This window comes from Candidatus Ozemobacteraceae bacterium (genome assembly GCA_035373905.1).
Taxonomy (GTDB): domain Bacteria; phylum Muiribacteriota; class Ozemobacteria; order Ozemobacterales; family Ozemobacteraceae; genus MWAR01.
Genome location: DAOSOK010000027.1, coordinates 44,303 through 59,047, shown reverse-complemented (window position 1 = coordinate 59,047; position 14,745 = coordinate 44,303). Strand labels below are relative to the sequence as shown.

Sequence of the window (14,745 nt, the reverse complement as noted above, 5' to 3'; positions counted from 1 at the left end):
GGTGTCAACCTCCGATGAGATAGGAGGCATCGATCGAATACGTCTTGAGGACACCCTGAAAATAGGCTGTTACGAGAATGCGCTTCCTGAAGCTGTCGAAGGCGATGATTGGCTTGTTCATGGAGTAGGGAAGATCAAACGTGGCTCCGGCTTCAAGGAGCTGCTGATAGGTTTGCCCGTTTTCCTGCACCATGATACCGGCGCCGGCATTGTCGATGGCCATCCAGATGCGTCCCAGATGATCATATTGGGCCTGAATGAGCCCTGTAATGTTGTTCGAACTCGTCTGGGTGAAACTCTGGTTGAATGTCTGCATCTGGGGGATGGATTGCTCGGGAGGCAGGAACGCTTCGGAAATCACGATGAACTTGTCGTTGTTCGGGCTGGCGGAGAAATGGCTGATGTTCGTACCCACGGGAATGGTTCGTGTCAGCACAAAATTCGCGGAATTATATTCCGCTACAACACACTGATTCGAATCCGTCCCAGTGGCAATGAACACTTTGCTTCCATCGAGACTCATGTGAATTTCAGGATTGTTGAAACTCGCGCTCAGACCGATGTTTACCGGTGAACCGACAAGAGTGAGACCGGAGGTCAGGGATGCCAGGTAATAAAAGTTTCCGCCATCGTTCAAGAGGGCGATGACATGATTGGTGACAAGATTCTGGGTGATCGAATTTCCGCCGAGAACGGATGTCCCGAGAGCCGGGCTCTGCGTATAGGCTGAGATCGAGGAAAACCCGTTGACGTATCCGGCTCCGGTGCTCGTCGGGCTGATGAATCCGTAGACGTAGGAAGGGGATCCGCTCTTGCCCGGGATGAAACGGGCCATGGTGTATCCGCCCCCGATGGCTGTACTGGGACCGAACTCGGAAAGGGTCAGGCTGTTATACCCATACCATCGCGAGTTTACGTCGTCCAGAATGTAGGCGTCCCCGGTATCCCTGGCTTTGATGCCGGCGAAATTGGCCGGCAATACGGAGGATGTGGCCGAGGCGATGCTGAAAAGCGAAGACCTCGTGGTGAAGGTCGTCGTCGTTGCCGGACCCCTGAAGCCGTTTCTTGCCACAGGCTTCACGCCGAAGGTGTAGGTCGTTCCGGGAAGAAGGTTCGACACGCGGAAGGACGTGCCATACGCCTCGGCAACGAATGTCTCGGCGGCTCCGTTGATCCTGACGACGTGATACCTGTCGGCCTGCGTCACGGGGAACCAGTCGAGCTGGGCCGCGACATGCGAGTAGGAGGCCGGCGGGATCGGCGTCTGGATGAAGCTCAGCACGGTGGAGAAGGGGATGATGGTGAGGTCGGGGGCGTAGGCCGTCATTCCGTTGGACGTGATGACGGTGATCTGGTAATCGCCGGGCATGAGATCGTTTGTATAGACAGAGATATCTGTCGGCGAGGTTGCGCTGATCTGGAGCGGTCGCCCGTTGGCAAGGACGGTCGTCACCGAGGCCAGGTTCGTGCCGGTGATCGTCATGCTCGACATGAACACCGTGCAGGTGGAGATGGCGGGCACCGGGCCGGGGGCAATCGCCACCGGATCGAGCCGGAACGTGCCGGCGTTCGCCGAGGGGCTCGCCGGAGCGACGGAGATCGGGGTGGCCGAGGCCGTCGTGTAGTTCCCGGCGATGAACTGCAGGTTATACGTCGCTCCGAGAGGGACCTGGTGGAAGACGAACCCGCCCGCGGGGTCGGAGTAGATGAAGTTCCGGAAATTCGCGCCGGTCAGCTGGACACCGACCGCATGCGTCTCTGCAGGCGTAATGAAGGAGGACTTCCGCACGGTTCCGACGATCGAGCCGACCGCGGCAGTTCCCTGGCCGGGGGCGAAGGAACTCGAGAGGGTCAGGGTGACGAGCGGAACCGTGGAGGTCATTCCCGGAGAAACCGTGACGGTCGGAACCGTGTTGGCCGTGAACACGTCGCTTGGGAAAACGACCGTGTAGTTGCCCTGGGGAACGCCTGCGAACAGGTATTTTCCCGCCGCGTCCGCCACGGCCACGTGCGGCGTGCCGGCGAGATGGGCGATGGTGCCGGCCGGCGAGTACGCCTGGTAAACCGTCGGGTAGGTGCCCGGCGTGGGGACCTGTCGCGAGACCGTTCCCTGGATCGTTCCCGACGCGGTGATGGCCTGGGGAACCAGTTCGAGCGTTTGGACTGGAGTGGTGGCGGCGGGGGAAACGGTCACCGGAACCTTCGCGGAAATGGCGTTGCCCCGCGCGGCGATGATGGTGTACGAGCCTGCCGGGAGATTCGTCATGATGTATGAGCCCGCGGAATCGGTCACTCCGACGTAACTCGTGCCCTCGAGATAGACCAGGATGGTGGAGAGATCGACGACGCCCGGCATGTTCACCACCCCGGAAAGGTTGCCCGTGGGGGTCAGCTCGACGTTTACGGTCTGCATCTCGCCCACGACGACCGACTTGATGCTCTGATGCGTCGCATCCTTGACGGCGACGAGATTGTAGGCCCCGACCGGCACCTGGGAAAAGGCAAACCGGCCATCGACATCGGTCAGGGTGCGGAAATCCCCGACATCGGGGTCGAGAGCCGCGTCAGCCCGCACCGACGCCCGGAGCGATCCGAGGCGGGCGATGCCCTCGGCCAGCGCCGTCTCCTGGCGGACGAGGTAGACCCCCGTGTTCGCGGAGGGCTTGCCGTCGAAGGAGATGACCCCGGAAAGCCCGGATACATGCTGGCTGGAACCGGTTCCGGCCGGGTTCACCCCGCCGCCTCCACCGCCTCCGCATCCGATCAACAACGCACACAGACCGATGATGCCGAGGAGCGTGAAAAGACGAGTCTGCCGGTTCATATGAACAACCCTCCGAAAAAAAATCCTGAGCCAAACAACCATACGAATTGTATCCCATCTGGCTCCCGTTGAACAGGAGAACGGAATTTCGAACGAGCCTGCCGGTTGACGGAAAGGGGCTGGATGGATATGCTGTCGGGGATTTCAACCGGAATTCGGAAAGTGAGTATATCGATATGTATAAAATAACGGCCGAATCGTCGTTTTCGGCGGCACATCGCCTGCCCGATCACCAGGGAAAATGCCGGAACCTGCACGGTCACAACTGGCTCGTGCAGGCCGTTGTCGGAGCCGAAACGCTCGACGACCAGGGAATGGTCGTCGATTTCGCCGTGCTGAAGCAAGCGCTCGGCGAGCTGTGTGACCGGTTCGATCACCGGATGGTCAACGAAATCGCGCCGTTCGACCGTATTCCCCCGACGGCCGAAAACTTCGCGAAACTCTTCTTCGACGAGCTCGTTCGCGTCGTCGGCACCAACCGTGTCCAGGTGCTGGCCGTGCGCCTCTGGGAAACCGACCGCAACGTCGCGGAGTATTCGATATGACGGGGAAGCAGCTTGCCGTCGTCGTCGCCTCGGGCGGAATGGACTCGTGCGTCGCTGCCGCCGTCGCCCTGCAGAGCTACGATCTGGCCATGTTCCACCTGAACTACGGCCAGCTCACCGAAGCCCGCGAGCTCCGTGCGTTCCGCGACCAGGCTGCATTCTATAAAGCAAAACATATATTGGAGGTCGACGCCGGCCATTTCCGCCAGATCGGCGGCAGCGCCCTCACCGACAGAACGCTCGCCGTTCCCGACGCGAAAAATCTCGGCAAGGGGGTGCCGGTCACCTACGTCCCGTTCCGGAATGCCAACATCCTCGCGATGGCCATTTCCTGGGCCGAGGTCATCGGCGCCGTGCGGGTGTTCATCGGCGCCGTCGAGGAGGACTCGTCGGGCTACCCCGACTGCCGCGAGAGCTTCATCGATGCCTTCAACGCCGCCATTCGCGAAGGAACCCGGCCGGGGTCGGGCATCAGCATCGAAGCGCCCCTCTTGCACCTGAACAAGGGCCAGATCGTCAGGCGCGGCCTCGACCTGGGCGCCCCCCTGCACCTCTCCTGGAGCTGCTACCAGAGCGAAGACGCCGCCTGCGGCACCTGCGAGTCCTGCGTTCTCCGCCTCCGCGGCTTCTCCTCCGCCGGCGCGACCGACCCGATACGATATGTGAAACGAACCTCCTGAGTTCTGTTGCTACTCGTCTCGTATGTTAGGCAATAGCTATCACGAGAAAAATATAATTCCTCCAGACCGACAAGGCACAGCCGTTCGCCCTGAGCTTGTCGAAGGGCGAGTGCATTCGTGCTTCGACAAACTCAGCACGAACGGTATCGAGTATGCGGGTGATATACGAGAGAGTCGGCAGCGAACCTGATGTGACACCGATTCTGCGAGCGGCCATGGTCCTGACGCTCATTGTCATGTGGATCGTCAACGGTGGCGCGGCCGGTTTGGCCCTGCAGGCGCTCGCACGTTGACGACCGTCCTTCCAGGAACTCGTCGCAGAGAAATTCTTAAAAATATACAGCCCCCGGAATGATTCCGGGGGCTGTATATCTCTTGCAATACAAGCGGCTCAATTGAACCTGAAGATTTCTCCGTCGATGACCAGAACCTCAAGCTTCGAGCGGATGTCGAGCGGATGGCCGCTGAACAGACCGACGTCGGCGTCGTAGCCCTTGCGGATGTGACCGACGCGGTTGGCGATGCCGAGCATCTTGGCCGGCGTCTCGGTGATGCATTGCAGGGCGCGCTTCTCGTCGAGGCCGAACTGAACCGCCATGGCGGCGGCGATGCGGAGCGTTTCGACCGGCAGGCCCGGGTAGTCGCAGGTGAGGGCGACTTCGACGCCGGCATCGAGAAGCTGGACGACGCTCGAGAAGATGCGGTCACGCAGTTCGGTCGAACGCTCGGCGACCAGAAGCGGCCCCAGCACGACGGGGATTTTCTTCTCGGCAAGAATGTCGGCGACCTTGTAGGCCTCGATCCCGTGCTCGATGACAAGTTTGAGTTTGAACTCGTCGGCGAGCCGGACCGCCGCCATGATGTCCTCGAGCCGCTGGGCATGAGCACGCAGGGGCACCGCGCCGTCGAGAACGGGGCCGAGCGCTTCCATCTGGATGATGCGGTCGCGCAGGCCTTTCTTCGACTGCTTCAGGTCGTGGTAATCCTGTGCCTTCATGAACGTTTCACGGAGCAACGCGGCGATGCCCATCCGGGTGCTGGGAAACGCCTTGCGGCCGAGCAGGGTCTGCTTGGGCTCTTCCCCGAAGCAGACCTTGATGCCGGCCTGCTCGACGATGAGCCCGACGTCGGCCGAATTCCCGTAGGTCTTCAGAATCGAGCACTGACCTGCGATCAGGTTCGTGTGGCCGGGGCAGACAAGACACACGGAGATGCCGGACCGCCTCGCATCGCACAGGGAATCCGAGCGCATCTTGATCGCGTCGAGGGGCCGCAGATGCGGGGTGATCGGATCGGCCGCCTCGCTGAGATCGGAGCCCGAAAGGCCGTAGCCGTGATCGGTGAGACCCAGGTGCGTGTGCGCGTCGATCAGGCCCGGGATCAGGTATTTTCCCTGACCGTCGATGACCGTCTCGACGTTTTTCAGAACCTTCGAGCCGACCGCAGCGATCTTGCCTTTCTCGATCAGAACTTTCTGAGCGGGAAAAAATGCACCGCTGAGGTAGACCCGAACATTATCGAATAGGATGGACGACATGACCTCTCCCTTCCCGCGTGACGCGGTCCGAAGGGCTCAGAGCACCCGAGCGCCGTCGATGAACACCGACTCCGCCTTGGACCGGGAGTCGAGAGGGTGTCCGCTCCAGACGACGACATCGCCGTCAAAACCGGTTTCGATCTTGCCGAGGCGCTTGTCGAGTCCGAGGATGGCCGCCGGATACTCGGTGATCGCCTTGATCGCGCGCTCTTCCTCGAGACCGTGGCGCACGCACAGCGCCGCGGCGAGGCTGAGGCCCTCGATCGGAATGACCGGGTGGTCGGTCGTGATGGCGACCATGCAGCCCTCGTCGAGCAGCACGCGCACCGTGTCGAACGTGCGATGCCGCAGTTCAGGCTTCACGCGGCAGGAGAAGGTCGGGCCGACGACGGCCTTGGCCTTCCAGCGGCCGAGTTCCTTGGCGATGAGATGGCCTTCGGTGCAGTGGTCGATGACGAGGTCGAGGTTGAACTCCTGGGCGATGCGATACGCCGTGATGATGTCGTCGGCGGTGTGCGCGTGGGCGCGGGCCTGGATCTTGCCTTCGAGCAGGGGCATCAGGGCCTCGAGCTTGATGTCGCGGTCCTTGAAGTCTTTCGACTTCTTCTTCTTCGAGTAGTCCTGGGCCTTCATCAGCCACTCGCGGATGACGGCGGCGGTGCCCATGCGGGTGCACGGGAACTGCTTCTGCTCGGCGTAGGTGCGCTTCGGGTTCTCGCCGAAGGCCAGCTTCATGCCGCAGCTCTCGCGGATGGCCGCTTCCTCGGCGATCTTGCCGCGGGCCTTGATGATGCAGGCCTGGCCGCCGATCGGGTTGGCCGAGCCGGGAGTGACGAGCATCGTGGTGACGCCGCCGGAGCGGGCGTCGGAGAGGGCCTGGTCGCGCATCTTGAGCGCATCGAACGCGCGCACCTGCGGGGTGACGAGGCCGAACGACTCGTTCAGGTCGGCGTCGACCCAGCCGATGCCCTCTTCTTCGAGGGTGATGTGGGTGTGGGCGTCGATAAAGCCGGGCATGATGAACTTGCCGTCGCAGTTGATCGGCTTGTCGGAATCCTTTTCCTTGCCGCCGACCTTCGGCTTCTTCGCCTTCACGCTGGCCAGCGTGACTTCGGTGATCTTGCCGTGGTCGAGCACGAGACGGCCGAGCTGCTGGAACTTGCCCTGATAAAAAATGGTGCCTTTTTCAAGGATGACGCGCATTGCAAGTTTCCCCTTTCCTTCCACTGATGCCGGGGAATGTCGGATGTGTACGTCCCCGGGTAAGCACCCCCACATCGGGGAACAGCGCCTTCCGGGCATTACTGCTCCGTGCATGCGCCGCGACCCTTGCAGGGCTTTATCGAGGCGATATTTTACATTCTAAACACCGGAAATTCAACCTCTTTTTCCTGCCGCTTTCCATGCCCGTTTGGCGGGGCACTGAACGAAATGTCGCCTCCCGATGCCGTACCGCAAGCCTTGACACCTTCGGAAAACGGTTCCTATAATGGGGGAAAGTCTGCGGAAAGGGGCGGCTATGCTCCGCTGTCTTCTACGAGGGTTGCTGATCGCCGGCATCACGTTCACCTGCACCGGGTGCCGGGAATCGGCCACCCCTGTCCCTGCGGCGACGGCCACGCCATCGCCTTCCGCGGCAATGGTCGTGACGCCTGCATCGTCTCCGATCGGGCAGACAGCAAATGCGTCGTCAGCCGTTGAACGGACGCTCGAGGATGCCCACAGGGAATACCTCGCGGCCTACGACCGGTATGTGAAGATGCTCAGGGAAAGCGGCCCCCAGACGATGGAGACGCTTGGCGCGCTAGCCGAATACCAGCGGAAATACCAGACATACCAGCTGATGCTCGGCAGTTCGAAATCATCGCGCTGAACGACCCGGGCTGGGCTTGCATAGCCCGGCCTCACGGCGTTACAGGTTCAGCAGAATCGCTCCCGCCGTGATGAGAACGGTTCCGGCTATTTTCGCCACCGTGAGTTTCTCATGCAGCAACAAGGCTGTGAAGAAGAGAGAAACGACCGGATACGTCGCGATCATCACCGCCACTTTTCCCGCATCTGGAACTTCCCGGAACGCTTTCAGCATGGCGAGGACTCCCAGGCATCCCGCGAGAATGCCCGACGTGCCGAGAAACAGGATCGTTTTCGGCGCAACCTGGGTCACGAGCCCCCATTTGCCTGTAACCGTAAGGATCAGGACGGACACCACCGCGATGCAGAGGGTTCTGATGAAGACGCCGACGGCCGGGTCAGACTGGACGGCGGACCATTTGTCGAGCACGGGGGTGACGCCAAAGCAGAGGATCGTGAACAATACGTATTTCATCGGACGGGGCTTCTCCTCGTTCGTTGTGAATACAGGTTCCGTCAGGCCTCTTCGGCCATGACGGATGCCTGGGTGGTGCGATTCTTGCCGTTACGTTTGCTGTAATACATCGCCTTGTCGGCGGCTTCGACGAGGGAGTCCTTGTCATGCGCGTCGCCGGGGTAGGCCGCCACGCCGAGGCTGCAGGTGATGCGCAGTTCGCCGAGGGGATTGCTGATCGTGAGCGCCGCGATCGATTCGCGCAGACGCTCAGCCGTGCGATGCGCCTCGTCTGTACGGGTTTCGGGAAGGATGATCGCCATCTCCTCGCCGCCGTAGCGGCACGGGATGTCGATGCCGGTGCGGATCGTCTCGCGGATCGCTAGGGCGACGCGCTGGAGGACCTGATCGCCGACCTGGTGGCCGTACACGTCGTTGAACCGTTTGAAATTGTCGATATCGATCATGATCAGCGACAGCTTCAGCCCGTAGCGGCGCGCGCGGAGGACTTCCTCCGAGAGGCGTGCCGAGAAGTAGCGAAACACGAACAGCCGCGTCAGCCCGTCGGTGATCGATAGTTCATACAATTTATTGTTTTCGATCGTCACCGCGGCCTGGGAAGCGATCAGGTTCAGCAGGTTCAGGTCGTTCGACTCGAACGGATGGCCGCTGCGCTTGTTGACGATATTGATGACGCCGATCGTGCCATCCTTGAACTTGAGCGGCGAGCAGAGCAGCGACCGGATGTCCTCGACGGGAAGCAGGCTTCCGAAGTTGCGGAATTCCGGATCGCGGAAGCCGTCGTTCGAGATGCGGCCTTTGCCGTCCTTCGCGACGATGCCGCAGATGCCGTGGCCGAGCTTCACCGGCGTGCCGCTGACGATGCGGAATCGGCCGCCCGACGCGACTTTCACGACAAGCTCGTCGGTTGTATCGTCGAGCAGCATGATCGAGCCGCGCTCAGCTTCCAGCACCTCGATCGCGTGTGTCAGCACGAATTTGAGCAGCTCTTCCGAGTCGGTGATGAAGTTGACCGCGTTGCTGATCTCGAACAGCGTATTCAGTTCGCGCATGCGACTTAGCCGTTGATCACGCTCTTCGCGAATCGCGTCGATCATCGCCTGGAAATTCCGGTGCAGGAGGCCGATCTCGTCGTTGCGGCCCGAGCTGACCTTGATATACAGATCGCCGGCGGCGACTTTCGTCGTGGATTCTGCGAGCTGATTGATGGGGCCGGCCATGTGAAGTGCGAGGTAGGTGCCGGTGATGAACGCCGCCAGCAGACCGAGCAGACCGAAAATACCGAAGTCGCGCCGCATGCGGGAGCCGAGCTGGGCGAACTCGGACGCCGGCAGCGAGATTTCGAGGAGGATGGCTTCGGAAATCTTGCTTCGGAGGGCGACTTCGCGCACGAAGGTATGCTGCGCGCCCATCACGTCCATCACGCCGGTGCGCCGGTCGATGAGCTCCGGAGCGGTGTTCGTCATGCGCTTGCCGTAGATATCCATAAGAGTGGTGAGGACTCTGCGGTTGTCATACAGCAGGCTGAATTCTGCTCCCGTCAGCCGTTTGAGACGGTCGCCGAAGTCGCGGGCGAGCCTGTAGGCGAAGACGACGTGAACGGGCTCGCTCTGACGGAGTTTCGTGATCTCGGCAGCCGCGAAAATCCACGGCTCGCGACCGAGAATGTAGAGGTTGTAGCTCAGTGGAACGTGGCAGAGAGCCGGAATGATCTTTTCCAGGGATTCCGAGGGGGGGACGCCCTCCTCGATGAACGGTGTTCCACGGTTTCTGACCATCGCGATGTAGTCGAGGCCGGAACGGATCAGCTCATACTGCAGGACCGGCGTCGTCGCCGAGGCCGCGAACCCGGTGTGGGCGACATTGTACAAGTCGAAGTCGGCGACGGTTTTCGCCCGGACGCGCAAGGAGTCGAGCTGATCCTCGAGGCTGTCCCGGAACAGGGTCGCCGCCGAGCCGAGCCGCTTGTTGAAATCCTGGCGCGCAGCCTCGTCGGTTCGCTGAAGAGACAGGAGCATCAGCAACGAGAGCGGCGTGACGAGGACGAGAACGAACACCAGCAGGATCTTGGCCCGCAGGCTGGTGGGAGCGAAGCGGTCAGAAAACGGCACGGCGAAGTTCGATGTTTCCACCGACCCTCCTGACACCGTTCATGAAGGTGCGGCGCAGATCGGTGCTGAATGGCGAGGCCGTCAGACTCGCGAGTCCGCCGACGGCGCCGAGTTTTTCGGGGAGATCGGCCGGCAGTGCCACCTTGTAGCTCCGCTGGGGGTCGAAATCGCCCTGCCAGGGAAATATTTTCGACAATTTATTATCTTTGAGCTCGATGGAAAAGCCGGCGAAACAGAGAGGAACGCCGCCGGTCGCGAGCATCCGTTCGATGAGGCGCCTGAGCGTCGTTCCGGGAATGTTCACCGTGCTGACGCCGCAGATGCGGGGCATGTCCGCCGTGAGACGGGCGGGCGTGAACACCGAGAGCGGGTCGTTCATGCTGTGGATGTCCGTGACGGGCATAAGGGCGAAGTCCGAGTCGGTCTCGACGCGCAGGACGTCGGCAACGAGGCGGCCATACGGCGAGTCATACGTTCCATCGTTCGACACGGGGGTGGAAAGATTCGCAAGCTCGATGGAGAGGGACTGGACCCGGAGGGTTTCGTCGCCTTCCGGGACGTCGATATACCGCCGGTCGACGCAGGGGGCGATGACGGACATCGAAGCGAGATACTGTTTGAGGTTTTCACGCAGCAGGCCGAACGCCCGAACGTTTTTCCCGGTGCGGAGTTCGGGCCAGTTCTGCGGGGTGTTGAGCATGAAATCGGTGACGGCGACGCTGTACATGCGTGCCGAGTCGAGCGGTTCCTCCCCGACGGCGATCTGTACGAGTCGGAATCCGGGTGGGTTCATCATCGAACAGGTGCAGGTGAGACCGGATGTCTGGACGAAGCTTCCGCGGCCGCTCAGCCCCTCCTCGACGAGATTCTCGATCTGCCAGCCGGCGAGTTCGGTGCGCACGATCGTGTTCTCGAAAGGCAGGGCGTCATAGAGATCTCGAAGAGAGATCGACCCGGACGAAATCACTGCCTTGATCGCGCCGGAGTTGAGAAACGCGACATCGGTTTTCGCGACGGCGCGCATCGAGTCGGTGATGAGATTGCCCATGCTGGACTCTTCGTTGAAGTTGCGCTTGAAGTTGCCTTCCGACGTCGCGACGACCTGCTCGAGCAGGCTGTCGACCTTCGCCTCGACCCGGGCGATCTCCGTGACGAGCGCAGCGCTCGGGGAGATATGAGCCGCATCGACGGGAAGAATCGTCTGGACGGCTTTCTCGAGGTTCCATTGCGAGCCGATATACGGAATGCGCACCATGCCGACGCCTGCCCCGCGCGCCGGCGGGGTGGGCAGGACGAGGGGCCGCCGGCCCGGGTCCGTCATCTGGCCGCTGATCAGGTCGCCGATGATGATGTCGACGTCAGGAAACAGTTCGGCGAGGTCGGGGCGGGTGTCTAGACCTGGCTGGTGCGACAGGAGGACGATCAGCTCTGCTCCCCGGGCCCTGAGCGATGCCGCGGTCTTCTGGACGGCCGCGTGCATGTCGCTGATCTCGATCTGCATGATGTTTTCCTGGCGTGTGTTCCGGGCGAGGTCGACCATGCCGAGACCTATGACGCCGACGCGGGTTCCGTCTTTGTCCAGGAGTATGCCGCCGGAGAACGTGTTGCCGAGCGGGGAGGCGAGATCTCGATAGTTGCAGGCGAGCATCGGGAGCTTGTTCGTGCTGATGAAGCGTCGGAGGGTGTCGAGACCGAACTCGAACTCGAGGTTGCCGACGGCGATGGCGTCGTAGCCGACTTTCTGAAGCATTTCAAACGGCACTTCGCCCATCGTCAGCGATGCTTCGGGCGAGCCGAACAGGCTGTCGCCGGTGTCGAGCAGAAGCGCTTTCTTCGGGTCGAGGCGATACGTCTTCATCGTATCGTCGATCAGGGCCCGGAGAAACGCGAGACCGCCGGCTTTTTCGTAGACCCGATCCGATACTTCGCCCTGGAAGGGGTTGATCTGCCCGCGCAGGTTCGAGGTGTAGAAAATGACGAGATGGCGGGACGGGATGCTCATGTGGTCTTTCAGCAGAAGACCACCGAGAATGGCGCTCAGAACGAGGGTCAGGATGGTCAGATTACGGATCAAACGCTCGCTCTTTTCCCGGGTGGCGTTCCGCTGAACTCTCGAGCGGATGTTTGGGCGGCTCTCCCCCGGCAGAATATCGGGAGCGAGAGTATCAGAACCGGGTGGAGAGTGTCAAGGAGCCGATCGGAGTTCCCAGCGGTCGAGGAGGTCGGGGCCGATCTCGGCGAGGAAGCGGGACGGCTGGGAGAGGGTGGTGCCGGATGCGGGGTCCCAGGCGAGGGCGGGGTGGGTAAGATACAGCTGTTCCTGCGCCCGGGTCATGGCGACGTACATCAGCCGTCGCTCTTCTTCGAGATCAGAGGGGTTTCTGAGAGCGCCGAACGAGGGGAAGCGGCCCTCCATCGCCCAGATGACGAACACGGTGTGCCATTCGAGCCCTTTCGCGGAATGGATCGTGGAGAGGATCAGGCGTTCCTCGTCGTCATCATCGGAGGCCAGAATCTCGTCGATGCTGTTCTTCGGCGGTTCGAGCGCCATCTCCGAGAGCATCTCGCCGATGCCGGCGTATTTTCCCGCCAGAACCGTGAGCTGATCGAGGTCGCGGAGGCGCTTCGGGAAATCATCGAACCGGCGTTTGAGAATCGGGCCGTAGTAATCGGCGATTGCCTCGACCACCGGCACCGGCGGTCCATCAGCCAGTTTTCGCGCGCGCCGAAGGGCTTGGGCTGCCGCGGCGAGGCCTTCGCGTGCCTTCGACGGGGCTGTGAGCGATTCGAGGTCGAGCGGATCGGACGCCGTGCTGAGCCGCTCGAACAGCGCACCGGCGGTTTTCGTGCCCACGCCCTCGATCAGCTGGAGCACGCGAAGCCAGGCGACGCGGTCATTGGGATTCTGCAGAACTCGCAGGTGCGACAGAAGGTCCTTGATGTGGGCGGCTTCGAGAAACTTGAAGCCGCCCCATTTGACGTAGGGGATGTTCCTGCGCCGAAGCTCGAGCTCGAGCTGGAACGCGTGATACGACGAGCGGAACAGCACCGCGATGCGGTCGAGCGGGATTCCCTCCTCGCGCAGTTCCAGGATTCGCTGGGCAACGAACGCTGACTGCTCGGCCTCGTCGGAGCTGACGGCGAGAACGGGCTGTAAGCCGCCCGTACGTTCGGTGTAGAGACGCTTGGCAAACCCTTCCTTCGCATGTTCCATCAGACGGTTCGTCGAGGCGAGCAGGGGGGCGGTGCTGCGGTAGTTCCGCTCGAGGCGGATCAAGCGGCAGTCCGGGAACCGCTCCGGGAACGTCCGGATGTTGCCGACATCGGCGCCGCGAAACGAGTAGATGCTCTGCGCGTCGTCCCCAACGACCATGACGTTGCGCGAGCCGCCGCCGAGCAGCACGGTGATGTTCGCCTGAAGCTTGTTCGTGTCCTGGTATTCGTCGGCCATGATGTGGCGGTATCTTGCCCGGAGCGCGTCGCGCGCGGCCGGCTGCTCCTCGAGCAGCCTGAGCAGGAAGATCAGGAGATCGTCGTAATCGAGCATCTGGTGCCGGAGTTTGTAGGCATCGTAGTCTGCGAGAATCCGTTCGATCTCCGCCGTATGCTCGACGAATTGAGGATATCTCGATTTTATAGCATCAGCTATACTAACTCCGTGGTTGACCGCCGCCGAGCGCATGTCCTGAAGGGTGCCTTTGAGAGGGAACCGCGTTTCGCGGGTGTTCACCCCAAGCTCGGCGCGCATGAGGTTGATGATGTCCGCGGCGTCGCCTTCGTCGAGGATGGTGAACGACGGCGTGAGGCCCAGAACCGCCCCGTGGCGCCGGAGCACCTGGCTTGCGAACGCGTGGTAGGTGCCGCCCGCGATCCTGCGCGTGCCGCTTCCGACCAGCGCGGCGGCACGGTCGAGCATGGAGGTCGCGGCCTTGCGCGTAAAGGTGAGAAGCAGGATCGATTCGGGAGGAACGCCGGTCTCGACAAGCCGCGCGACGCGGTAGACAAGCGTGCGGGTCTTTCCCGAGCCGGCCCCGGCGATGCAGAGGATGGGCCCGTTCAGGGTCATCACCGCTTCGAGCTGGGCCGGGTTCAGTTCAGAGGCATAGTCGATACCCGACGCACGAGCGGGTCCGGGCTGGGGCTCGCCCGGCGTGTTCCTGAGGATGTATTCCCGGGCCATCAGCCTGCCTTTTCAGAGTTCAGATCAGCGATCGCCCCGCGGCGGACCGACGACGTCGTCGATCCACTGGAGATACGGGAGCGAGCCGCGGTCGATCGGAAGGGCGACGATCTCGGGCACCTGGTAGGGGTGCAGGGAAACGACCCTGTCGCGGACAGCGTCGAACAGGTCGATGCGGGTCTTCATCATCAGCAGCAGCTCGGTGCTCGTCTCGGTGCGGCCTTCCCAGATGTAGTGCGACTCGATGCCGGGAACGATGCTGACGCAGGCCACGAGCCGCTCGGAAAGCAGGGCGCTCGTGATGCGTTCGGCGACGTCGCGGTTCGGAACGGTAACCAGAATCAGTCTCTTGTCCATGTTGCCCACCTTTTTGTGCCATTCTAGCGGCGGGGAATCGGCGTGTCAACGGCGCCCGTTTATCATTGCCCACTGCAGAACGACAACCAACCGTTTTGTCGATGTCTGGCCCGAGCTTGCCGAAAGGGGTGAAAACCTCTCGTCCTTCGGCAGGCTCACCACGAACGGGAATGCGACATTGGCCG

The 14,745-nt window shown here is 61.8% G+C and carries 11 protein-coding genes; 3 read left to right on the top strand and 8 right to left on the bottom strand.

What is annotated here, in order from left to right:
• Positions 1–4 precede the first annotated feature (4 nt).
• On the bottom strand, positions 5–2,824 hold the full coding sequence (locus PLU72_13835) for a carboxypeptidase-like regulatory domain-containing protein (protein HOT29262.1): 2,820 nt from the start codon (positions 2,822–2,824) through the stop codon (positions 5–7).
• 176 nt (positions 2,825–3,000) lie between these two features.
• On the opposite strand from PLU72_13835, the gene queD reads away from it, so the two are divergent.
• The gene (queD, locus tag PLU72_13830; GenBank protein ID HOT29261.1) at positions 3,001–3,369 is read left to right on the top strand and encodes a 6-carboxytetrahydropterin synthase QueD; all 369 of its coding nucleotides are present in this window, start codon (positions 3,001–3,003) and stop codon (positions 3,367–3,369) included.
• A complete protein-coding gene (gene queC, locus PLU72_13825) occupies positions 3,366–4,049 on the top strand; it encodes a 7-cyano-7-deazaguanine synthase QueC (GenBank protein ID HOT29260.1) in 684 nt (227 codons plus the stop codon). Before queD ends, queC begins: the two co-directional genes overlap by 4 nt.
• 391 nt (positions 4,050–4,440) lie before the next feature.
• Here queC and PLU72_13820 read toward each other — a convergent pair whose 3' ends face one another.
• Positions 4,441–5,586 carry an amidohydrolase family protein gene (locus PLU72_13820; protein HOT29259.1) on the bottom strand — a complete coding sequence of 382 codons (1,146 nt, stop codon included), beginning with the start codon at positions 5,584–5,586 and terminating at the stop codon, positions 4,441–4,443.
• Between the two features lie 36 nt (positions 5,587–5,622).
• Positions 5,623–6,789 carry an amidohydrolase gene (locus PLU72_13815; GenBank protein ID HOT29258.1) on the bottom strand — a complete coding sequence of 389 codons (1,167 nt, stop codon included), beginning with the start codon at positions 6,787–6,789 and terminating at the stop codon, positions 5,623–5,625.
• A gap of 316 nt (positions 6,790–7,105) precedes the next feature.
• Here PLU72_13815 and PLU72_13810 point away from each other — a divergent pair, with 316 nt between their 5' ends.
• Positions 7,106–7,459 carry a hypothetical protein gene (locus PLU72_13810; protein ID HOT29257.1) on the top strand — a complete coding sequence of 118 codons (354 nt, stop codon included), beginning with the start codon at positions 7,106–7,108 and terminating at the stop codon, positions 7,457–7,459.
• Positions 7,460–7,498: 39 nt separating this feature from the next.
• Here PLU72_13810 and PLU72_13805 read toward each other — a convergent pair whose 3' ends face one another.
• From PLU72_13805 to cutA, 5 genes are all read right to left on the bottom strand, one after another.
• Entirely contained in the window at positions 7,499–7,912 is a 414-nt protein-coding gene (locus PLU72_13805) for an EamA family transporter (GenBank protein ID HOT29256.1), read from the bottom strand.
• A gap of 41 nt (positions 7,913–7,953) precedes the next feature.
• Positions 7,954–10,044 (bottom strand): diguanylate cyclase, encoded by a 2,091-nt coding sequence (locus PLU72_13800; protein HOT29255.1) that lies wholly within the window; start codon positions 10,042–10,044, stop codon positions 7,954–7,956.
• A complete protein-coding gene (locus tag PLU72_13795) occupies positions 10,010–12,097 on the bottom strand; it encodes a 5'-nucleotidase C-terminal domain-containing protein (GenBank protein HOT29254.1) in 2,088 nt (695 codons plus the stop codon). Before PLU72_13795 ends, PLU72_13800 begins: the two co-directional genes overlap by 35 nt.
• A gap of 111 nt (positions 12,098–12,208) precedes the next feature.
• Entirely contained in the window at positions 12,209–14,203 is a 1,995-nt protein-coding gene (locus PLU72_13790) for an ATP-dependent helicase (protein ID HOT29253.1), read from the bottom strand.
• Positions 14,204–14,227: 24 nt separating this feature from the next.
• Positions 14,228–14,560: a divalent-cation tolerance protein CutA gene (cutA, locus tag PLU72_13785; GenBank protein ID HOT29252.1), complete on the bottom strand. Its 333-nt coding sequence runs from the start codon at positions 14,558–14,560 to the stop codon at positions 14,228–14,230.
• Positions 14,561–14,745: the final 185 nt, after the last annotated feature.

Excerpts from the sequence above, each read along its gene's own strand:
- PLU72_13835 (HOT29262.1), bottom strand. The coding sequence starts at position 2,824 with ATGAACCGGCAGACTCGTCTTTTCACGCTCCTCGGCATCATCGGTCTG.
- queD (HOT29261.1), top strand. The coding sequence starts at position 3,001 with ATGTATAAAATAACGGCCGAATCGTCGTTTTCGGCGGCACATCGCCTG.
- queC (HOT29260.1), top strand. The coding sequence starts at position 3,366 with ATGACGGGGAAGCAGCTTGCCGTCGTCGTCGCCTCGGGCGGAATGGAC.
- PLU72_13820 (HOT29259.1), bottom strand. The coding sequence starts at position 5,586 with ATGTCGTCCATCCTATTCGATAATGTTCGGGTCTACCTCAGCGGTGCA.
- PLU72_13815 (HOT29258.1), bottom strand. The coding sequence starts at position 6,789 with ATGCGCGTCATCCTTGAAAAAGGCACCATTTTTTATCAGGGCAAGTTC.
- PLU72_13810 (HOT29257.1), top strand. The coding sequence starts at position 7,106 with ATGCTCCGCTGTCTTCTACGAGGGTTGCTGATCGCCGGCATCACGTTC.
- PLU72_13805 (HOT29256.1), bottom strand. The coding sequence starts at position 7,912 with ATGAAATACGTATTGTTCACGATCCTCTGCTTTGGCGTCACCCCCGTG.
- PLU72_13790 (HOT29253.1), bottom strand. The coding sequence starts at position 14,203 with ATGGCCCGGGAATACATCCTCAGGAACACGCCGGGCGAGCCCCAGCCC.
- cutA (HOT29252.1), bottom strand. The coding sequence starts at position 14,560 with ATGGACAAGAGACTGATTCTGGTTACCGTTCCGAACCGCGACGTCGCC.